This window comes from Bacillus infantis, from assembly GCF_008180445.1.
GTDB classification, from domain to species: Bacteria; Bacillota; Bacilli; order Bacillales; family Cytobacillaceae; genus Bacillus_AB; species Bacillus_AB infantis_B.
This window is the reverse complement of the sequence record NZ_VTER01000003.1, coordinates 338,592-360,106: the sequence shown is the minus strand read 5'-3', so window position 1 is coordinate 360,106 and position 21,515 is coordinate 338,592. Positions and strand designations below refer to the sequence as shown.

The window sequence follows — 21,515 nt, the reverse complement described above, 5'->3', positions numbered from 1 at the left end:
GTGCCGGAATGCGTAAATCAATTATTGCAGGCAACTGGAAAATGCATAAAACCCTGCCTGAAGCGAAAAGCTTCTTAGAGGAAATCAACGGCCTTGTACCTTCAAAGGAAGATGTTGATACAGTCGTTTGTGCTCCAGCTTTATTCTTAGAGCGACTTGTAGAAAGTGCAGAAGGCCATGACGTTGCAATCGGCGCCCAAAATATGCACTTTGAAGAAAGCGGTGCTTTCACAGGCGAAATCAGCCCGAAAGCCCTTCAGGACATCGGTGTATCTTATGTAGTGCTTGGCCACTCAGAGCGCCGTGAAATGTTCAACGAAACAGACGAAGCTGTTAACAAAAAGACTTTGGCTGCGTTCAACTACAACCTGACACCGATTGTTTGTGTCGGCGAATCGCTCGAACAGCGCGAAAACGGCGAGACAACTGAAATCGTCGGCAGCCAGGTGAAAAAAGCCCTTGCCGGCCTGACAGAAGACCAGGTAAAGCAGACTGTTATCGCTTATGAGCCTATCTGGGCAATCGGGACAGGCAAATCTTCCACTTCTGCGGATGCAAATGAAGTTTGCGCCCATATCCGCCAGGTGGTAGGCGAGGAGTTCTCAACTGCGGCAGCTGAGGCAGTCCGCATCCAGTACGGCGGAAGCGTTAAGCCGGAAAACATCAAAGAATACATGGCCCAGCCTGATATCGATGGTGCACTGGTCGGAGGGGCGAGCCTTGAGCCGAACTCATTCCTTCAATTACTGGAGGCAGGCAAGAATGAGTAAATCCCCAGTAGCACTGATTATCCTGGACGGATTCGCCCTGCGCGGTGAACGGATGGGAAACGCAGTTGCTCAAGCGAACAAACCGAACTTTGAGCGTTATTGGAACAAATATCCCCACTCTACCCTGCAGGCAAGCGGAGAAGCAGTCGGCCTTCCTGAAGGGCAGATGGGGAACTCGGAAGTAGGACACCTGAATATCGGTGCCGGAAGGATCGTCTACCAGAGCCTGACAAGGGTGAACGTGGCCATCCGTGAAGGCGAGTTTGAAAAGAATCAAACCTTTTTAGACGCAATTAACCATGCGAAGGAGAACGATAAAGCTCTCCATCTGTTTGGCCTATTGTCTGACGGCGGTGTCCACAGCCATATCCATCACCTGTACGCCCTGCTGAAGCTTGCTGCTGATGAGGGATTGAAAAAGGTATATATCCACGGTTTCCTTGACGGCCGAGACGTCGGTCCGAAGACAGCCGAGAAATATATCAAAGAAGCACAGGAAAAAATGAAGGAATATGGAGTAGGCGAATTTGCGACCATCTCAGGGCGCTACTATTCCATGGACCGCGACAAGCGCTGGGACCGTGTGGAGAAATCCTACCGTGCGATGGTGTACGGAGATGGACCATCTTATTCCGATCCGCTTGATCTTGTCGAGGACAACTACAAAAACGGAATTTTTGACGAGTTCGTCATTCCGTCCGTCATCACAAAGGAAAATGGTGAGCCGGTGGCAACGATTGAAGACAATGACTCAGTCATTTTCTACAACTTCCGCCCTGACCGTGCGATCCAGATTTCCAATACATTCACAAACAAAGATTTCAGATCCTTTGACAGGGGCCCTGGGCACCCGCAGAATCTGCACTTTGTCTGCTTCACCCACTTCAGTGAAACTGTTGACGGCTATGTAGCGTTCAAGCCTAATAACCTGGACAACACGATCGGCGAGGTTTTGGCCCAGAACGATCTTAAACAGCTGCGCATCGCTGAAACTGAGAAATACCCGCACGTAACATTCTTTATGAGCGGCGGGCGTGAAGAGAAATTCCCGGGCGAAGAACGGATCCTGATCAATTCGCCAAAAGTGGCAACTTATGATCTTCAGCCTGAAATGAGTGCATATGAAGTGACAGATGCCCTCTTGAAGGAAATAGAAGCCGATAACTTTGATGCTATCATCCTGAACTTTGCCAATCCTGATATGGTCGGGCACTCCGGAATGCTCGAGCCGACAGTGAAAGCAATCGAAACTGTGGATGAATGCCTTGGCCGCATTGTTGACCTGATCATTCAAAAAGGCGGTCATGCCATCATCACAGCTGACCACGGAAATGCTGACGAAGTTGTCACTCTTGAAGGCAATCCAATGACAGCACACACCACTAATCCGGTGCCTGTCATCGTAACAAAAGAAGGGGATGAGCTGCGCGAGGACGGAATCCTTGCTGACCTTGCCCCAACCATGCTTGACCTGCTCGGAGTTGACAAGCCGGTAGAAATGACCGGTACAACGATTTTAAAAAAATAACTCAATTTTAAGGAGAGATTTTACTATGCCATTTATCCAGCACGTATATGCCCGCGAAGTATTAGATTCCCGCGGTAACCCAACAGTAGAAGTAGAAGTATTAACAGAATCAGGATTCTTCGGAAGAGCAATCGTTCCTTCAGGAGCATCAACAGGCGAGCACGAAGCAGTTGAGCTTCGCGACGGCGACAAGTCCCGCTACCTTGGAAAAGGTGTTCAAAACGCAGTGGACAACGTAAACAACCTGATCTCTGAAGCAATCATCGGCATGGATGTAACAGACCAGGTCGGAATCGACCGCACGATGATCGAGCTTGACGGTACTGAAAACAAAGGCAAATTGGGCGCTAACGCAATCCTTGGCGTATCCATGGCTTGTGCGCACGCTGCAGCTGAATCTGTAGGCCTGCCACTATACCGCTACCTTGGCGGATTCAACGCGAAGCAGCTTCCGACTCCAATGATGAACATCATCAACGGCGGATCACATGCTGACAACAACGTTGACTTCCAGGAATTCATGATCCTTCCTGTAGGAGCTCCTACTTTCAAGGAAGCGATCCGCATGGGTGCTGAAATATTCCACGCGCTTAAGAAAGTACTTTCAGGAAAAGGCCTTAACACAGCTGTCGGAGACGAAGGCGGATTCGCTCCAAACCTTGGTTCCAACCGCGAAGCACTTGAAGTAATCATCGAAGCAATCAAGAGCGCCGGCTATGAGCCAGGCAAAGACATCCTTCTTGGCATGGACGTTGCTTCTTCTGAATTCTACAACAAAGAAACAGGCAAATACGATCTTGCAGGCGAAGGCCGCACTGGCTTATCTTCAGAAGATATGGTTAACTTCTACGAAGAGCTGGTAAACGAATTCCCAATCCTTTCAATCGAAGACGGACTGGATGAAAACGACTGGGAGGGCCACAAGCTTCTGACTGACCGCATCGGCGGAAAAGTTCAGCTTGTAGGAGATGACCTTTTCGTAACAAACACGAAGAAGCTTGCACAAGGCATCGAGCAGGGCGTAGGCAACTCCATCCTGATCAAAGTGAACCAGATCGGTACACTGACTGAAACTTTCGAAGCAATCGAAATGGCTAAGCGCGCAGGCTACACTGCCGTTGTATCCCACCGTTCAGGTGAAACAGAAGATGCCACAATCGCTGACATCGCTGTTGCAACAAACGCTGGCCAAATAAAAACCGGTTCTATGAGCCGTACAGACCGCATCGCGAAATACAACCAGCTTCTTCGCATCGAAGATGAGCTTGGCGATCTCGCTGTGTACGATGGTTTGAAATCTTTTTATAACCTGAAGAAGTAATTCTTTTTGGGGGAGACACCAGCCTTGGGGGCTGGTGTTTTTTTTGGTTTTGGGGTTTTGCTGGGTGATGCATGGGGCCGGGTTGGAGTTTAGAGGTCCCATTCAGGTGGAGTTGCTAATAAAACTCAAAAGTTGCTAATATATCCTGAAAGTTGCTAATAAAATGAAAAAGTTGCTAATAAATTTGAAAAGTTGCTAATAAATGCTTTTTACCCATTCTTCCAATCTGCAGGTGCACTATATTTGCGCCCTTTTCCTCTGCCTGAGACCACTAAATTTGATTTTGAGAGAATATTTGAAGCTGTATGGACGGATTCCACACCCGCAAACTCCCGAAACTCCCCATTCGTAATCTCCTTCCCAAACAAAAGGAAGTAATCCTTCAAGGCCGCGATATGTGCAGACTTGTCTTTATAACCGCATTTTGGGCACAGCCACGTCCCATATACTCTTATAGCAGGAATATGGCCGCAGCCGCCGCAATGGACACCCATCTTCACATTCTCCCGGCTGACTCTCATCCTGGACAATATATCAATTTCTTCAGGTGTATGGTGTTTAATCAACAATCTAGAGGTTTTTCTCAGGTCTCTCGATTCCATGAGCGATTGCTGATATCGCCCGCTCAGTTCTTCCACCTTCCCAAGAAGGCGGTGGCTGTGGATGACCATGCGGCTGATGGCCGGAGAGTTTGCTTTGAGGACAGTGGAGGGTTTGCTGATAACAACGAGGGCTTCAACGGGGAGAGGGATGCTGCGTTCCTCAAACCAGCGGGCCAGCTGTTTTTTATGATGTTCTGCCTGAGCGATCGGGTCGGGGAAGCCTTCTTCTTTTTCATCCTGGGTGCGAATCATCTGGCTGAATTGCTTATCGAATACAAGGGTGCCAAGTATGTTTTTAACCTCCAGGATTAATGCAAAATGAGCATGCAGCACAAGTAGATCAATCTGAAAAAAGCTGCCTGACAGGCCGAGCCGCAAATCATGCAGTACCAGATATTCTTCTTTTTCCGGCAGCATCAATAAATAATAATCAAGGGATAACTCACCATAGTAGCCCGCCCAGCGTTTCGCGAGATCTTCCTTAACACGGTGCCAGTCAGGACTCCCTTCCTCCAGCCGGCGCAGCAGAGCTTCCAGGGCTAATATCCGCTCTGGCACTCTTAATTCTTTAACAATCATATCTTCCTCCTTATAAAAATGTCTTATCTATTTATTTCGCCCCCTAAGCCCCGTCCCCCTTCTTCGCTGCTAACTAAATCCCCCATCGCCACCCAACATTGCTATTGTCCAATCCGCCAAAATATGATAAATTAAGAATAATGTGATTGTACGTTTCAGGAGGTGGACTTCATGTACACATTATTAATTACGCTGTTGATTATTGTTTCAGTTGCTCTTATAGTTGTTGTACTTCTTCAATCAGGAAAAAGTGCGGGTCTTTCCGGCGCGATTTCAGGTGGTGCCGAGCAGCTTTTCGGCAAGCAAAAGGCGCGCGGGCTTGATCTTATACTCCACCGTGTGACGATTGTGTTATCTGTACTGTTTTTTGTTTTAACAATTGCTGTCGCTTATTTTGTAAAATAATAAAGCTGCTGCCTGGCCCAGAAGGTCAGGTTTTTTATTTGCCGCTAAACGGAATATTTTTCCTGCAGCTGCCGATAAGCCGTTTTAGTGGATTGTTGGGCGCGGCTTTGCTAAAAATAAGGAAGCGAAGTTAACAAAGAAATCATTTACATAGCAAAAGGAGTTTTCAAAATGAAGATTGTTGCACCGAAACCATTTACCTTTGAAGGCGGAAAAAGGGCTGTCCTGCTTTTGCACGGCTTTACAGGCAATACTGCGGATGTCAGGATGCTTGGACGGTTCTTGCAGACCAAGGGGTATACCTGCCATGCGCCACAGTATAAGGGCCACGGGGTGCCGCCTGAAGAGCTGGTCCATACCGGGCCTGAGGACTGGTGGAAGGACGTTATGGAAGGCTATGAGCTGCTGAAGGGACAGGGCTATGAAGAGATTGCGGTTGCCGGGCTTTCGCTGGGCGGGGTATTTTCCTTGAAATTAGGTTACACTGTTCCTATAAAGGGTATCGTTCCAATGTGTGCACCAATGTATATTAAGAGCGAGGAAGTCATGTATCAGGGCATCCTTCACTATGCCAGCGAGTATAAGAGGCTTGAAGGCAAATCCCCTGAGCAGATTGAACAGGAAATGGCTGAATTCAGGAAAACTCCGATGGAGACACTCAAAGCGCTGCAGGAGCTGATCGCCGATGTGAGGAATCATGTGGATATGATCTATTCCCCAACCTTTGTGGCGCAGGCCCGCCATGATGCCATGATCAATACCGACAGCGCGAACATCATCTTCAGCGAAGTGGAGAATGATAATAAAAAGCTGAAATGGTATGAAGAGTCCGGTCATGTCATCACATTGGACAAGGAAAAGGATCAGCTGCATGAGGATGTATATCAGTTCCTGGAATCGCTGGATTGGACTGTTTAAATCCTTTATTTAGGAGGGATAGCATAGATGGAAAATAATATTAAGCAAATCGTGGATAAACTTCTCCACTTTATGAAAGATGAAGCATACAAGCCTCTGACCGTCCAGGAGATGGAGGAGGCATTCGGAATTGAGGATTCTTCCGATTTTAAAGACTTTGTGAAGGCCCTTGTGGTCATGGAGCAGAAAGGCCTTGTTGTCCGGACACGGAGCAACCGCTACGGCCTGCCGGACAGGATGAACCTGATCAAAGGCAAGCTGTCCGGCCATGCGAAAGGCTTTGCTTTTGTCATTCCTGAAGAGCCTGGCCTTGATGATATCTTTATACCGCCGAATGAGACGAATAATGCTATGCATGGCGATATTGTCCTTGCAAGGGTTTCTTCTGAATCTTCCGGCCAGAGGCGTGAAGGGACGGTCGTCCGCATTCTCGAACGAGGCGTCCAGCAGATCGTCGGCACATATGTTGAAAGTAAAAACTTCGGTTTTGTGCTCCCTGATGACAAAAAGTTCGCCAGCGATATTTTTATCCCGAAATCAGCCTCTAAAGGGGCGATAGAAGGGCATAAGGTCGTTGTCAAGCTGACGACGTATCCGGAAGGGCGCAAGAGCGCTGAAGGAGAAGTCCTTGAGATCCTGGGCCATAAAAATGATCCTGGCGTCGATATCCTGTCTGTCATCCACAAACATGGTCTGCCGATGGAATTTCCGAAAGAAGTGCTGGAGCAGGCGAATGATACCCCTGACAGCATTGATGAAAGTGAAATCAAGAACCGGCGCGACCTGCGCGATCAGACAATCGTCACGATTGATGGCGCTGATGCGAAGGACCTGGATGATGCGGTAACTGTTACGAAGCTTGAAAACGGGAACTATAAGCTCGGAGTACATATTGCCGATGTGACGTATTATGTGCGCGAGAATACGCCGATTGATCAGGAAGCAGAAGAACGTGCGACAAGTGTGTACCTGGTGGACCGGGTCATCCCGATGATCCCGCACAGATTATCCAATGGGATCTGTTCTCTTAATCCGCAGGTTGACCGCCTGACCCTTTCCTGTGAAATGGAAATGGACAGCTCCGGCGAAGTTGTCAATCATGAAATTTTCCAAAGTGTCATTAAAACGACAGAGCGCATGACCTACCATGATGTTAATAAGATCTTGACCGATAAAGACGAAGAGCTGATGAAGCGCTATGAGCCGCTTGTGCCAATGTTCCAGCTTATGGAAGAGCTGGCATCAGTGCTCCGCAAGAAACGGATGGGCCGCGGTGCCATCGACTTTGATTTTAAAGAGTCGAAGGTTCTTGTCGATGAAGAAGGAAAGCCGAGCGATGTCGTCCTCCGCGAGCGCTCTGTGGCAGAGCGCCTCATCGAGGAATTCATGCTTGCGGCAAATGAAACGGTCGCCGAGCATTTTCATTGGATGGATGTGCCGTTCATCTACCGTATCCACGAAGATCCGAAGGAAGATAAGCTGAGAAGGTTCTTCGAGTTTATTACAAACTTCGGTTACATTGTAAAAGGCACGGCAAACTCCGTGCATCCGCGCGCCCTCCAGGAAATCATTGAAGAGGTGCAGGGAACGCCTGAGGAAATGGTGATTTCCACCGTCATGCTGCGTTCGATGCAGCAGGCGAAATATAATCCTGAGAGCCTCGGCCACTTCGGGCTGTCGACTGAGTTCTACACCCATTTCACTTCACCGATCCGCCGTTATCCGGACTTGGTTGTCCACAGGCTCATCCGCACCTATCTGATTGAAGGCGATTTAAGCCAGGCGACAAGGGAGAGGATGAATTCAAGGCTTCCTGATATTGCCGATCATTCCTCCAATATGGAGCGCCGCGCGGTCGAAGCTGAAAGGGAAACAGATGAGCTTAAAAAAGCAGAATATATGGCTGATAAAATTGGTGAAGAATATGATGGAATCATCAGTTCGGTTACAAACTTCGGCATGTTCGTCGAATTGCCGAACACGATAGAAGGTCTGATCCATGTCAGCTATATGACGGATGATTATTACCGCTATGATGAGCGCCATTTCGCGATGATCGGCGAGAAAACCGGCAATGTGTTCCGGATTGGCGACGAAATTACAGTACGCGTCATCAATGTCAACAAAGATGAGCGCTCCATAGATTTTGAAATCGTCGGCATGAAAGGCCCACGGAAGCGCGATGACCGGGATGCGCCGCGAGTGTTCAAGACAGGCAGCACAGAAAAGAAACCGCGCAGAGGCAAAGACGGCGAAGGCCCGAAAGGACGCGGCGGCAGCTCAAAAGGCAAAAGCGGCGGCGGCCCCGGCCGAAAAGAGAAAAAGCACTTTGAAAATGCGCCCAAAGCCAAGCGGAAGAAAAAGAAACGCTAAAAAGCTGGAAACCGGAGAGCCATCCAAGTGGCTCTCCTTTCCGATATAAGGTCACGATTGTTGCAGGGAGAGATTTTTGTTAAAATCATTGTAAGAGATTGAGGGGGAAGTTCATATGCCAAAGGGAACGGGCAAGGTTATCGCCCAGAATAAAAAAGCGAATCACGACTATTTCATTGAAGAAACATATGAAGCGGGCATCGTCCTGCAGGGGACAGAAATAAAGGCCATCCGCGCAGGCAGGGTGCAGCTGAAGGATTCTTATGCCAGAATCATCAATGGCGAGATATTCCTCATCAACATGCATGTCAGCCCTTATGAGCAGGGAAACCGGTACAACCATGATCCGCTCAGAACCAGGAAGCTGCTGCTTCATAATAAAGAAATCAGCAAGCTGATCGGCGACACAAAGGAAGCAGGATACTCTATCGTACCGCTGAAGATGTATTTAAAAAATGGCTTTGCGAAAGTTTTGATCGGACTTGCTAAGGGTAAAAAGAATTATGATAAACGCGAAACCTTGAAAAAGAAAGAAGCAGGCCGCGATATCGAGCGGGCATTCCGTGAAAGGCAGAAAATGTAAAGCCAAGACTTAACAATTGATATCCATGCTGTATATGATATAATAAGTATTGTAGCAGCGATGCTGACTGACTTACGCTCTTCTATTTCGAGCACTCCCGGCGTCAAACCGAGTGGCAGAATAAGATTCGCACCGGCTCTCAGCGGAAATGAAGCTTAGGCTCATTTGCCCAATATGGGGACGTTACGGATTCGACAGGGATAGTTCGAGCTTAGGTTGCGAGTCGAGGGGATCGGCCTCGTTAAAACGTCAACGCCTATAACTGGCAAACAACAAAACAACTTCGCTCTAGCTGCCTAATAGCGCTAAGCGGTTCCTCCCTCCATCGTCCATGTGGTAGGGTAAGGGACTCACTCTAAGTGGACTACGCCGGATTCCACCGTCTGAGGATGAAGGAAGAGAATAACCAGACTAGCTGCACGGACGCCTGTCAGCAGGCATAAGATGCAGCGAAACGCAAATATGCTGACTACACTCGTAGAAGCTTAAGTGGCGATGTTTCTGGACGTGGGTTCGACTCCCACCGTCTCCACCATACATACTTTGGTGGATTAAATCTTAAATTACGAAGCCTGGATTTTCCTGATGGAGGATCCAGGCTTTTTTATTTGCTTAAAAAACCCTCCATACCTTCTTCTCATAACAAAACACATGCCAATTTTTTTATAAAGCCCTTAAAATAATGGCCATTCATGTATATTACCCAATAATATAGAAAAATTATCCATTGAATTAGTAAAAAATAATCATATTTTAACAAAAATATATTATTATACAAAAGAGGTATAAAAAAACAGTTTGAAAGGGGAACTTATCTTTGACTTTATATTCCATCCTGCTTACAGTGCATATCATTGCTGCGGTATGCGGCCTGGGCGCTGCTTTTGCACAGCCCATCATCTCCAAAGCGCCAAAAACAGTCTCACAGGCCAGGCTTTGCATCTTGATCAATGAGAGGGTAGAGAAACTTGCAAAGTATGGAAGCATTACTCTATTAATTACCGGTTTGATTTTTGGCGCTTTGAATCCAGCACTATTTAAAGAAGTCTGGTATATCATTTCTATTATTATCTTTATTTCGGTCCAGCCTATTGTAGCGGCAGTCCTGCCGAAGAAAGTCAGAGCACAGCAGGAGCTTCTTGCTAATCATGAAGGCAAGGACGAAACCCTGCCTGACTCTTACCACCGCATAAATAAAGAACAGCAGCCATTCACCCTATATACACACTTTGCAGCAGTTGTTTTGATTGTTCTTATGGTGATGAAGCCATTTTAATTTGAGCTGCCCGCGGATAAATCATTTCTATTTTGCTGGATTTATTGCTATTCTACAATAAAAGATAATCCAGGACGTGATAGTTTGAATATTTTTGGCAGCAATCTTGGGAAAAAAATAAAAGATTTAAGAGTTTCCAGAGGTCTCAAGCAGAGTGAACTGTCAGAAGGCATCTGCACACAGGCGCAGATCAGCAAGATTGAGCGGGGGGATATTATCCCGCTTTCTTCCACTCTTTATCTTATCGCCCGAAGGCTTGGAGTGGATATCTCCTATTTTTTCGGCATGAACGGCATTGCCAGTAATGAGTATGTTGAAGAAGTAATGACACAGCTGTATAATGCCCGGAAAAAGCTGGAGTATGACCAGGTCCGGGATATTGTTAAAGTTGAGGAAAAGAATCCTAGGATTCTGGAGAATCCTGAATATCACCAAATCTTGTTATGGAATAAAGGAATCTACACCTTTTACTTGGAAAAAGATTTTGAGAGAAGTATTTCAATACTGCAGGAAGCGATTGATCTTACCCATAAAAACGCTTCGATCTGGACGGAATCCGAGCTTGAGATTTATATCAGCATGGGCATTTTCCATTATGATATTAAAGAATTCCAGCCTTGCTATGATTTGCTGAAAAAAGCGTCTCAGGTTATTAAAGAGCTGCCGCAGCTGCAGAATAAGGATCTGAAAACTAAAGTACTGTATAATCAAGCAAGAAGTTTATGGGCCCTTCAACAATATAAAGAGGCAATAGATTGCTGCTATAAAGGCATCGACTGGTGCGTGAAGGCAAATCTGCTGGACTATTTAGGGGAGCTCTATTATTATCTGAGCATAAGCTATGAAGGTTTGAAAAAATACAATCAGGCGATTGAGCACTATGATATAACGATTAGCATTTTTAAAGCGCAGAAGGATGATAGATTTGTTTCGTTCATTGAAGGCAAGATCGAGAATATTAAAAAGTCAATGAAAAAATCTTAGCAGAAAAGGACCTGCCCGGCAGGTCCTTTCTATTATGATCGCAATCCCTTATTCCAAGCCTCTGCCTTAGCCAGCGCAATCCGGTCTTCCTTCACCTCGCCTGGCTTGACGCCTGTGCCGATGATATAGTCGGCGAATTCCATGCCGACAAATTCAAATATGTATTCAAATTGCTGGATGAGCGGCAGTCCCTTAATTTTTGCGCTTGTGCCGCCTGTTACGGCTACATAGGCTTTTTTCCTGGCGAGCTCTTCTTTTAAATTGAAGCGCTCGTCGCGAAGATACTGCGACCATCTGTCAAAAAAATTCTTCATCGGGCCGCTCATACCGTACCAGTACAGAGGAGTGGCAAACAGGATGACATCATGGCTGAAGATCAGCTCGATCAATTGGTCATAGTCATCGTGGATCGGATCAAACCCGCCTTCAGCATGGCGCTGGTCGTGGATGGCTTCAATATGCTTATCAGCCAGGTGAACAACAGTATGGTCTGTTCCTTCAAGGATTTTTCCTGCCAGATATTCTGAATTGCCATTTTTGCGGGTGCTTCCCAGCAAGCATAAAGTTTTCATCATCACATGCTCCTTCACTTGTGTTCTTTTATGCTTAAGTGTAACACGGAAATACGCAGTTTTTGAAGGAAAGCAAGTTTGAGGATAAGCAGAACCGTTTTGTATATAATGAGGGCAGGAGGATGATGAGAATGGCAAATATGATCAAAACAGAAAAAGAATTCAGAGAAATAATCTGCAGCGGTGAAACAGTGACAGTGAAGTTCTTTGCTGGCTGGTGCCCGGACTGCAAACGGATGGATATGTTCATGCCGAGCGTGCTGGAGGAATTTCAGGAGTTTCCTTTATACGAGCTGAACAAAGACGAACTGCCTGATTTGGCTGCTGAATATAATGTGATGGGCATTCCGAGCCTGCTGGTGTTCAAGAACAATGAAAAGCTTGGGCATCTTCACAGCGCCAATGCAAAGACACCGGAGCAGGTATCAGAATACCTTGGCGAGTATTATAGAAAATAAACAAATAAAGGCCGGGAGACTGCTCCTGGCTTTTTTACTTTTTGTAAGAGAACTGAGAATTGAAGCTGGCAGTGAAAAATGCTATGTTTGGAAAAATGGGCAGCAGGGTAGGTAATAGAGTTAATGGATTGAGGTGGTTAAATTTTCCTGGACACAGGAGCCGCAGACAGCTCAAAAAAGGCAATAATATAAAGGGTGTTTATACATAAAGAGTAAGCAGGACCGATGAAAAGGAGAGAAGCCATGATAGAGTTTGAGGGTGTGACAAAAGAGTACCCGGGCGGAACGAAGGCGGTAGAGTCCCTGGATTTTACCATAAAGAAAGGGGAATTCTTCGTGCTGATCGGGCCGAGCGGATGCGGGAAGACAACGACGCTCAAGATGATCAACCGGCTGATCGATCTCACGAAGGGAACGATCAGGATAGAGGGGAAAAGGATCAGTGAGTATGATATCCATGAATTACGATGGAGCATCGGCTATGTGCTGCAGTCAATCGCGCTCTTTCCGCATATGACGATTGAGGAAAATATCGCCATCGTCCCGGAATTGAAGAAATGGGAGCGGGAGAAGATCCGCAAGCGGGCGGCAGAGCTGCTGACTATGGTCGGGCTCGAGCCGGAGGTATATTTGACGAGGAAGCCGAGCGAGCTTTCCGGCGGGCAGCAGCAGAGGATCGGTGTTATCCGTGCCCTTGCAGCCGACCCTGAAATCATTCTGATGGACGAGCCCTTCAGTGCACTTGACCCTTTAAGCAGGGAAAAGCTGCAGGATGATCTTCTCGATCTGCAGCGCAATATTAAGAAGACGATCGTGTTTGTGACGCATGATATGCAGGAAGCTCTTAAACTGGGAGACAGAATTTGCGTCATGAAGGAAGGGAAGATTGTGCAGCTGGCTTCGCCTGAGGAGATCATTGCAAATCCGGCAGATGACTTTGTGCGTGAATTTGTCGGTGCGCAGGCTGGATCTAGCCGCGAGATTACAGCTGAAAAAATGATGAAAGCCGGATATGCCGAAAGTGTTTCTGCTGAAGCGGTCGCAGCTTCGGCCAGTTTAAAGGAAGTGCTGGAACTGCTGACTGACAGGGAAGAGATACCTGTTGAAAAAGATGGGACCATCGTCGGTTCAATCAGCCGCAGGGAAGCCATCAGGCATGTGGCAGGAAGCTTAGGGGAAAGGGGGGCTCTAAATGAATGATTTGGCCGGTGTTTTTAAAGAGAGGCAATCAGAGCTTTTCAGCGCACTCATTGAACATATACAAATCTCATTTATTGCGCTTTTCTTCGCTGTCCTGATTTCAATCCCGCTCGGAATTTATCTGACGCGGCATAAAAGAGCAGCTGAGGCAGTCATCGGCGTCACAGCGGTGCTGCAGACCATTCCTTCCCTCGCCTTGCTTGGGCTCCTTATCCCGCTGTTCGGGATCGGGAAAGTGCCTGCAAGCATCGCGCTGATCGTCTATGCACTTCTGCCGATCCTGAGGAATACGTACACAGGCATAAAAGAAGTGGAGCCTTCGCTTATTGAAGCGGCAAGGGCCATGGGGATGAACAGCTGGAAACGGCTTGTTAAAGTAGAATTGCCTCTATCCATGCCAGTGATCATGGCAGGGATCAGGACGGCAATGGTCCTGATCGTCGGGACAGCAACTCTCGCAGCTTTGATAGGTGCAGGAGGCCTTGGGGATATCATCCTTCTCGGGATTGACCGGAACAATACATCCCTCATTGTACTGGGAGCGATCCCGGCAGCGCTGCTGGCCATATTATTTGACCTGCTGCTGAAAAGGTTCGAAAAGATTTCATTCAAAAAATCCCTGATCCCGCTGGGGGCGATCGCCCTTGCAGCCATTGTCATCATGGTTCTGCCGTTTGTTTCAGGCAAAGGAGAAAAAGATCTCGTGATTGCCGGAAAGCTTGGCTCTGAACCGGAGATCCTGATCAATATGTACAAACTCCTCATTGAAGAGGAAACGGATATGAGCGTTGAATTGCAGCCAGGGCTTGGCAAGACTTCTTTTGTGTTCAATGCGCTCCGTTCAGGTGATATTGATATATACCCTGAGTTCACAGGAACAGCCATTTCGGAATTTTTAAAAGAAACGGCAGTGAGCACGGACAGGCAGGAAGTGTATGAGCAGGCAAGGGACGGCATGTCAGAAGAGTTTGAACTGGAGATGCTGGAGCCGATGGATTATAACAATACATATGCACTGGCTGTACCGGAAGAGCTGGCAGCACAATATGGACTTGAAACGATTTCAGATGTAAAAGCGGTTCAGCAGAATATCAGCCCGGGCTTTACGCTGGAGTTTTCCGACAGGGAAGATGGCTACCGGGGTATTCAAAAGCTTTACGGGATAGAGTTTCCCGATGTGAAAACGATGGAACCTAAGCTCCGCTATAGTGCCGTTGAAACAGGCGATATCAATATGGTGGATGCCTATTCGACGGACAGTGAGCTGGAAGCCTATAACCTGACGGTGCTTGAAGATGATAAAAATCTGTTCCCGCCTTACCAGGGGGCTCCTCTTTTAAAGAAAGAGACGCTTGAAGATCATCCGGAAATCGCGGATGCTTTGAACAAACTGGCAGGAAAAATCACAGACGACCAGATGCGGGAAATGAACTATAAAGTCAATGTTGATGGAATGAGTGCTGAAGATACAGCCAGGGAATTCCTGAAAAATGAAGGGCTTATAGAGTAGCGGTATACTGAATCAGGTGACCGTCAGCCCCGCGGGTTCCGTTTAAAAGCGTTTAAAATGCCTGTATACGGGAATAGACTATTAAGTGCTACTTAATCAGAAACACTAGTCTCACTTTACAAATCTCACAGGAGGTGGTTAGAGTGGCACAGGATGTATTATGTGAAGTAGTCAATTGCAAGTTTAACCGCAACGGCAGGAAATGCGGGGCGGACGAAATTTTTGTCGGGGCGGTCACTGGAAAGAAAGCGAGCACCAATGAAGAAACCGACTGTAAAACTTTTGAGCCTCAATAAGCACTATGGCAGCCTTGGATGATGGCTGCCGCTACATAACGGCCTGCCGGACAAAAGTCCAGGCAGGCTTCTTTATGGATAAAAATAGAAATGGCCATTTTCCGGTTTGTATTCTTTTTCCTGCAGGGGTGTGGTACCATTAAAGCAAAAAATTAACCTGGTGAATATAATGAACTCAGATATTTTCAGCTATATCGTTCTGATCTCTGTATCCGGAGTCCTCACAAGCATTTTGGGCATGTATGCCTTTGCTAAAAGAAAAACCTTTTCTGCCGGCAAAACCTTTGTCTGGATAGCGGTTACCTCGGCCATCTACATATTCGGGCATGCTTTTGAACTGACAGCTGATTCGCTGGCAGAAATCAAGTTCTGGATCGCCTTTCAATATGCGGGCCTCCCCTTCATTTCCCCTATCACATTAGTCATGGTCATGAGATTCACAGGTTTGGACAGATATTTGACCACCCTCAATCTTATTCTGTTTTACACCATTCCTTTCATCAGCATGGTAATGGTGCTGACAAATGATTGGCATGCTCTTTTTTACACCGGATATCATATTCACCGGGAGGGGTCATACCTGCTTGTAGATATGGATGTTGGCTTTTGGTATGTGATTCATGGCAGCTTTACCTTCGGCAGCCTTTTTGCAGGGGCTTGCATGGTTGTATGGTTTTGGAAGAGGGCAGGATTCGCCTACAGAAGGCAGCTGATGACCATGTTCGCGGGACTGACAATCCCCATGGCAGCCTCTTTCCTTTATTTAATGGGATATTCCCCTTACGGTATGGATCCTGTTCCGATGGTGATGTGCCTGACATCCTTTTTATATTTGCGTGCCTTTTTTATGGACAGGCTGACAGCCGCGCCCATCGCAAAGGAACGGGTCTTTGAAAGCATGAGGGATGGTGTTCTCGTTTTTGCCCAGGATGATGGACTTGTGGACTATAACCCGGCCGCAAAGGAAATGCTGCCAGGGCTGGATTCCACCCTAATCGGTGAAAATATGAAGGAGGTTCTCCAGCCGGCTGCAGCATATTCAGGAACCGGGGCTGATGGCGGCAGCTATTCCGGCATCCATAAATTTGAGAGCGAGGCAGAAACATATATCCAGATTCATTCTTTCCCGATAAAAAAAAGCAGCGGGGAATTGGCCGGTACTACGGTGATCCTCAGCAATATCACACGGGAAGTACAGCTGAGGCAGAAACTGGAGGAGCTTGCTTTTAAAGATGGGCTGACAGGCATTTATAACCGGACATACTTCATTGAGCAGAGCGGCAGGCTTCTTCAGGAAGCGGAAGCTGCCGGGGGAACCATGTCAGTCATTTTATTTGATGTCGATTATTTTAAGAATATCAATGATCAGTATGGTCACCTGCAGGGCGATGAAGCGCTTCGGCATATAGCGCGTGTCAGCGGAAGCCTGCTGGGCGGGGATTCGATTTTTGCCCGCTATGGAGGCGAGGAATTTGTCATTTGCCTCCCAGGTGCCGATTTAGAGGCAGCAGCAGAAAAGGCGGAAGAAATCAGGGCCGGAATCGAAGAGGGTCATCTGCCTTCTGAAAAGGGAACGATAGCACTGACAGCGAGCTTTGGGGCGGCAGAAGCAGCCCCGCGAATGACGCTCGAACGGCTGCTTCACAATGCAGACACTGCTTTATATCAATCAAAAAATGGAGGCAGAAACAGAGTTACATGCTGTGAATCACCTGTTTCCGTATCCTAGCTGGCTGCCTGAATGGCGGCCTTTTTTGGTTGGACTGAAATTGCGGTAAACGTGCTGGAATCCAACATGGAAGAGCTGGCTGATGGTGTTTAATTGGCAAATAAATGGCGTGGCGTGCAGATGAGGTAATGGCTGGTGAGAATTAGGCTGTTTAGCAGGCAGATATTCAATCGGTAGAATATTTGGCCGATTCGGTAGAATCCTTGCCCAATTCGGTAGAATATATGCTCAATTGATGAAATTAAAGTCGGATTTGGTAGAATCCTTGTCCGTTTGATTAAAAAACAATATAGAAGCTGGCAGCTAATGTGCTGTGTTGTTAAATCGCAGCTTCATTCACTAAGAAACCACTGAAAATTGAATTCCGCATCAAGTTAAAACAGTTGGTATTGCAAATAAATTTGAAAAACTGTGTCATTTATGTTTACAATTAAATAGAGATGGGTAAAAAGTTGGACTAGTATAAAGGAGGGAAGGCTACAAAGAATCATTGCCATGGGATTTCATTTTTTTGCATCAGCCCTATTTTGGGCAGGCGGCTCCGGCGGTCTCCACCGCACATGCTGCTGAGTATTTGGGAACGGCGAAAGCCTGCTCAACACATTGATTTGCTGAACCCGCGATATTATGGCCAAAATCCTCAGCGCCATATAAGGCAAATCAATCTTTCAGGATCTACCTGTCTTTGAAATTCCCGCATTTATCTGCATCTGCCATTGGCAGAACTCTTGTCTAATACCATTTTGCAAATCCAATAGTTTATACCTGGCTGCTTATGAAGCTACAGTCTGCTTTTTTTCTGTGCGTTCATTCAAGCTGCCTGTTTTGGGCATGTTAATCCTAGCAGCACTACATAATGAAAGAGGCGTTGATTATTGATTACGTTTAAGCATGTAGGAAAGAAATATCCGGATGGCTTTGTTGCCCTCAAGGATATCGATTTCCATATAGAAGAAGGGGAACTGGTTGCCCTGATCGGGCCGAGCGGCTGCGGAAAGACGACAACCATGAAAATGATCAACCGGCTTATTGAGCCGTCCAGCGGCCAGATTTTTATCAATGGAGAGGATATATCCAAAAGGGATCCTGTGAAGCTGCGGAGGGATATCGGCTATGTGATCCAGCAGATCGGCCTGCTTCCCCATATGACCATTGAAGATAATATTACACTTGTCCCGCGTTTGAAAGGCTGGGAAAAGGAGCAATACTCCGATAAAGTGGACGAATTACTGGAGCTTGTCGGCCTGGATCCAAAAGAGTACAGGACCAGGTTCCCCGGCGAGCTTTCGGGCGGGCAGCAGCAGCGTGTCGGCGTTATCCGCGCCCTGGCGGCAGAACCGCCCATCATCCTTATGGACGAGCCTTTCAGCGCACTGGATCCGATCAGCCGTGAGCAGCTGCAGGATGAGCTGGTCAAGCTGCAGGAAACCATCAAAAAAACCATTGTGTTTGTCACACATGATATGGATGAAGCCATTAAAATCGCCGACCGGATTGCCATTTTAAAAGACGGCGAAATCATCCAGTTCGATACGCCGGAAAGAATTCTGCGTTATCCAAAAAATGAGTTTGTCAAAGGCTTCATTGGCGAAGACCGCCTGAATGATGCTGAGAATGGGCAGCCTGCTGCTGACCTGATGCTCAGGAAGGTCATTACAGCCCGTCCCGGCAGAGGTCTGGCACAGGCGTTGAAAACAATGAAGACATATAAAGTTGACTCACTTTTTGTAGTGAATGGCGAGAATGAGCTCCTCGGCATCGCAACCATTGATGACGTCGAAAAATATTACGCCGAGGAAGAAAAGACGATTGGCGATATTATGAGCGCGGACTATCAGTCAGTACTTGTTGATGCACCTTATAATGAGGTTGCTGAGCTGTTTGCCAAAGGGTCCCTTTACATTCCCGTCCTTGAGGGCGGAAAGCTTGCCGGGCTTATCACAAGGTCAACGATGATGAGAGGCCTGGCGGGGATGAAAATTTCATCACCGGCTGAAGGGGGCACTATAAATGAATGATAATTTCTTTGTACTCGTTGTTGATATTTTTAAAAATAGATGGCCTGAAATTCTGGAAGCCCTTCAGCAGCATTTATTTTTGTCGGTTGTTTCCATTGTGATAGCAGCAGCCATATCCCTGCCTTTGGGCATCTTTATTTCGCGGAGGAAGAAGCTGGCTGAGCCGATCATTGGCATTACATCCATCTTCCAGACGATTCCGAGCCTTGCGCTGTTCGGATTCTTGCTTCCCTTGTTCGGGATAGGAAATGTAACGGCGATCATCGCCTTGACTGTGTATGCTTTGCTGCCTCTTTTAAGAAATACATATACCGGCATCAATGGGGTCGACCAGTCTGCCGTTGAGGCAGGACGCGGCATGGGGATGACGAGCAACCAGATCCTCAGGATGATTGAGCTTCCCCTTGCATTGCCGATCATTATGGCTGGCCTCAGGACAGCAGCCGTTCTGACAATCGGTGTGGCGACCCTCGCCGCCTTCATTGGGGCAGGCGGTCTTGGGGACTTGATATACAGGGGCCTTTCCACTGCCCGCAATGAGCTTGTGCTTGCAGGTGCGATACCGGCAGCCGTCCTTGCGATTATTATTGATTTGATCCTGAAAAGAATTGAAATTGCCACCGACCCGCGCAGAGGCAAAAAGGTGAACTGGAAGAGGTTCTCCTTAGTCCTCATTCCTATTGCTGCGCTGGCATTATTCTTTGGACTGAGGGGAGGCAATGAGGAAGATACCATTGTCCTCGGCGGAAAAAGATGGACAGAGCAGTATATCCTCCCTCATATCCTTTCTGAATATATCAAAGATCAGACAGATTATAATGTCAGGGTGCAGGAAGGGCTCGGCGATACCCCGATCCTGACCCAGGCCCTTCAAAAAGGCGATATTGATATGTATGTGGATTATACGGGGACGGGTCTCCTGACGATCATGAAGGAATCCTATAATCCGGAGGACAGCCCTGAGGATATATATAACAAAGTAAAGAAAGGCTACAGCGAAGAATTTCAGCTGGAGTGGATGGAGCCTTTAGGATTCCAGAACACATACGCCCTTGCAGTCAATCAGGAAACCGACAGCGAGTATGGTGCTGAAAAAATTTCCGACCTTTCTCCTGTGTCCTCGGAGCTCCGGTTTGGCGGCCCTGCTGATTTTTACGAGCGTGAGGATGGATTTACAGCTTTCACTGAGACGTATAATCTCGATTTCAGAGAAAAGCGGACATTGGATGCAAACCTGATGTACTCCGCTGTACAGGAGGGGGAAGTAGATGCCATCCCTGCTTTTACCACAGACGGGCGGATTGTCCGCTTCGGCCTGAAGGTGCTTGAAGATGACAGGCAATTCTTCCCGCCATACTATGCAGCACCAATCATCCGCCAGGAAACACTGGCAAAATACCCAGAGCTTGAAGAAGTCATCAACAGGCTCGGCAACCAGATTTCCGAGGAAGAAATGGCTGAAATGAATGCCAGAGTCGACCTCGACAAAGAAAACCCGCGCGAAGTAGCAATCGACTTCCTGAAACAGAAAAACCTAATCGACTAAGTAAATAATAGAAAAAAGGGTACGGAATATTCTCATTCCGTACCCTTTTTTTTATTGTGTTAAGTGTTTTAAATAACCTTGATGTATAGCAGCATTAAATTCAAAAAACCCGTTGATTGCAGTGGAAGGCACGAAGACTCCAGCGGGAAAGTAGCGCCGCCCCGCGGAAAGCGAAGTGCCTGCAACGGAAATCAACACCCCATAACAAGCAGAAACCTGGAAAAACCTCACTTATTACAGAAACAGTTTCAATTATAGGTAATCCATTTTAGTTCAATTTTTAGGCAAAGTCTCCCCCTTGACAGAAAAATACAATTAAGATAAATTAGTTAAAGTGTTGAATTATTAAAGGGTAGAACTTTATAGCGGGAGAGGTGAATAATGCATGCCGCATGAGAATATAAAAGACTTAGTGGACCGGTACATATCCGTTTCCTTCTCAGTAAACAAGACGGGCGAGAACCTGGTAAAGTGCCAGCTCGGGGATGAACTGACAAATGACCAGCATTACACGCTCAGATACATCCACCATTCAGAGAACTGCACGTCAACGGAATTGGCTGAGGTGTTCGATGTCAAAAAAAGTGCGATCACAGCCATCATCAACAGACTGTTTGAGAAGGGCCTGATCGAACGGACCCGTGATGAAAAAGACCGCAGGGTCGTGTACTTGACGCTTTCTGAAAAAGGCAGGGAGCTTTTTTCGGAAACGGAAGAGCGCATCAACAAGCTGGTTGAATCTTTTATCAAAAAATTTGACCAGCAGGAGATAGAGCAGTTTATCACAACCTATGAGAAACTGGGCAGTATTCTGCTTGAAATTAAAGATCAACAGGTGGAGGAATAG

General features: G+C 47.1%; 19 protein-coding genes and 1 other RNA gene. 18 read left to right on the top strand and 2 right to left on the bottom strand.

The genetic code is table 11. The annotated features are described in order from the left end of the window. The first annotated feature begins 8 nt into the window (after positions 1 to 8). Genes tpiA through eno form a run of 3 tightly spaced genes read left to right on the top strand, consistent with a single transcriptional unit; the run spans position 9 to position 3,619 of the window. Positions 9 to 770: a triose-phosphate isomerase gene (gene tpiA, locus FZD51_RS06525; RefSeq protein WP_009793077.1), complete on the top strand. Its 762-nt coding sequence runs from the start codon at positions 9 to 11 to the stop codon at positions 768 to 770. Beyond that, positions 763 to 2,298 carry a 2,3-bisphosphoglycerate-independent phosphoglycerate mutase gene (gene gpmI, locus FZD51_RS06520; RefSeq protein WP_148974020.1) on the top strand — a complete coding sequence of 512 codons (1,536 nt, stop codon included), beginning with the start codon at positions 763 to 765 and terminating at the stop codon, positions 2,296 to 2,298. Before tpiA ends, gpmI begins: the two co-directional genes overlap by 8 nt. Positions 2,299 to 2,323: 25 nt before the next feature. Next, on the top strand, positions 2,324 to 3,619 hold the full coding sequence (gene eno, locus FZD51_RS06515) for a phosphopyruvate hydratase (protein WP_148974019.1): 1,296 nt from the start codon (positions 2,324 to 2,326) through the stop codon (positions 3,617 to 3,619). A gap of 209 nt (positions 3,620 to 3,828) precedes the next feature. Here eno and FZD51_RS06510 read toward each other — a convergent pair whose 3' ends face one another. After that, a complete protein-coding gene (locus tag FZD51_RS06510) occupies positions 3,829 to 4,800 on the bottom strand; it encodes a nuclease-related domain-containing protein (RefSeq protein ID WP_148974018.1) in 972 nt (323 codons plus the stop codon). 171 nt (positions 4,801 to 4,971) lie between these two features. Between FZD51_RS06510 and secG the strand changes: the two genes are divergently transcribed. From secG to FZD51_RS06475, 7 genes are all read left to right on the top strand, one after another. Continuing rightward, positions 4,972 to 5,205 (top strand): preprotein translocase subunit SecG, encoded by a 234-nt coding sequence (gene secG, locus FZD51_RS06505; protein WP_009793081.1) that lies wholly within the window; start codon positions 4,972 to 4,974, stop codon positions 5,203 to 5,205. Positions 5,206 to 5,376: 171 nt separating this feature from the next. Further along, on the top strand, positions 5,377 to 6,123 hold the full coding sequence (locus FZD51_RS06500) for an alpha/beta hydrolase (protein ID WP_009793082.1): 747 nt from the start codon (positions 5,377 to 5,379) through the stop codon (positions 6,121 to 6,123). A 27-nt stretch (positions 6,124 to 6,150) separates the two neighbouring features. Continuing rightward, the gene (gene rnr / locus FZD51_RS06495) at positions 6,151 to 8,496 is read left to right on the top strand and encodes a ribonuclease R (protein WP_148974017.1); all 2,346 of its coding nucleotides are present in this window, start codon (positions 6,151 to 6,153) and stop codon (positions 8,494 to 8,496) included. 115 nt (positions 8,497 to 8,611) lie between these two features. Then, a complete protein-coding gene (smpB, locus tag FZD51_RS06490) occupies positions 8,612 to 9,079 on the top strand; it encodes an SsrA-binding protein SmpB (protein WP_148974016.1) in 468 nt (155 codons plus the stop codon). A gap of 176 nt (positions 9,080 to 9,255) precedes the next feature. Further along, positions 9,256 to 9,614: a transfer-messenger RNA gene (gene ssrA, locus FZD51_RS06485) on the top strand. Positions 9,615 to 9,896: 282 nt separating this feature from the next. Beyond that, on the top strand, positions 9,897 to 10,355 hold the full coding sequence (locus FZD51_RS06480; RefSeq protein ID WP_148974015.1) for a DUF2269 domain-containing protein: 459 nt from the start codon (positions 9,897 to 9,899) through the stop codon (positions 10,353 to 10,355). A gap of 84 nt (positions 10,356 to 10,439) precedes the next feature. Further along, positions 10,440 to 11,339, top strand: a complete 900-nt coding sequence (locus tag FZD51_RS06475) for a helix-turn-helix domain-containing protein (RefSeq protein ID WP_187445646.1) — start codon at positions 10,440 to 10,442, stop codon at positions 11,337 to 11,339. Between the two features lie 32 nt (positions 11,340 to 11,371). Here the strand turns inward: FZD51_RS06475 and FZD51_RS06470 are convergent, their stop codons facing one another. Continuing rightward, on the bottom strand, positions 11,372 to 11,911 hold the full coding sequence (locus tag FZD51_RS06470; protein ID WP_148974256.1) for a flavodoxin family protein: 540 nt from the start codon (positions 11,909 to 11,911) through the stop codon (positions 11,372 to 11,374). A gap of 131 nt (positions 11,912 to 12,042) precedes the next feature. Here FZD51_RS06470 and FZD51_RS06465 point away from each other — a divergent pair, with 131 nt between their 5' ends. The 8 genes from FZD51_RS06465 to FZD51_RS06430 all read left to right on the top strand — a co-directional run bounded on the left by FZD51_RS06465 (position 12,043) and on the right by FZD51_RS06430 (position 21,515). Beyond that, entirely contained in the window at positions 12,043 to 12,369 is a 327-nt protein-coding gene (locus FZD51_RS06465; protein WP_148974013.1) for a thioredoxin family protein, read from the top strand. A gap of 243 nt (positions 12,370 to 12,612) precedes the next feature. Further along, a complete protein-coding gene (opuFA, locus tag FZD51_RS06460) occupies positions 12,613 to 13,569 on the top strand; it encodes an osmoprotectant update ABC transporter ATP-binding subunit OpuFA (RefSeq protein ID WP_148974012.1) in 957 nt (318 codons plus the stop codon). Further along, complete coding sequence (gene opuFB / locus FZD51_RS06455) at positions 13,562 to 15,079, top strand: osmoprotectant update ABC transporter permease/substrate-binding subunit OpuFB (protein ID WP_148974011.1); 1,518 nt, start codon at positions 13,562 to 13,564, stop codon at positions 15,077 to 15,079. The genes opuFA and opuFB overlap by 8 nt, the downstream gene beginning before the upstream one ends. 143 nt (positions 15,080 to 15,222) lie before the next feature. Beyond that, on the top strand, positions 15,223 to 15,375 hold the full coding sequence (locus FZD51_RS06450) for a DUF1540 domain-containing protein (RefSeq protein WP_148974010.1): 153 nt from the start codon (positions 15,223 to 15,225) through the stop codon (positions 15,373 to 15,375). Positions 15,376 to 15,544: 169 nt separating this feature from the next. Next, positions 15,545 to 17,104, top strand: a complete 1,560-nt coding sequence (locus FZD51_RS06445) for a histidine kinase N-terminal 7TM domain-containing diguanylate cyclase (RefSeq protein WP_148974009.1) — start codon at positions 15,545 to 15,547, stop codon at positions 17,102 to 17,104. Between the two features lie 875 nt (positions 17,105 to 17,979). Then, positions 17,980 to 19,122, top strand: coding sequence for an ABC transporter ATP-binding protein (locus tag FZD51_RS06440; protein WP_148974008.1), 1,143 nt, complete (start codon positions 17,980 to 17,982; stop codon positions 19,120 to 19,122). Then, a complete protein-coding gene (locus FZD51_RS06435; RefSeq protein WP_148974007.1) occupies positions 19,115 to 20,668 on the top strand; it encodes a glycine betaine ABC transporter substrate-binding protein in 1,554 nt (517 codons plus the stop codon). Before FZD51_RS06440 ends, FZD51_RS06435 begins: the two co-directional genes overlap by 8 nt. 385 nt (positions 20,669 to 21,053) lie before the next feature. After that, entirely contained in the window at positions 21,054 to 21,515 is a 462-nt protein-coding gene (locus tag FZD51_RS06430; RefSeq protein ID WP_009793098.1) for a MarR family winged helix-turn-helix transcriptional regulator, read from the top strand.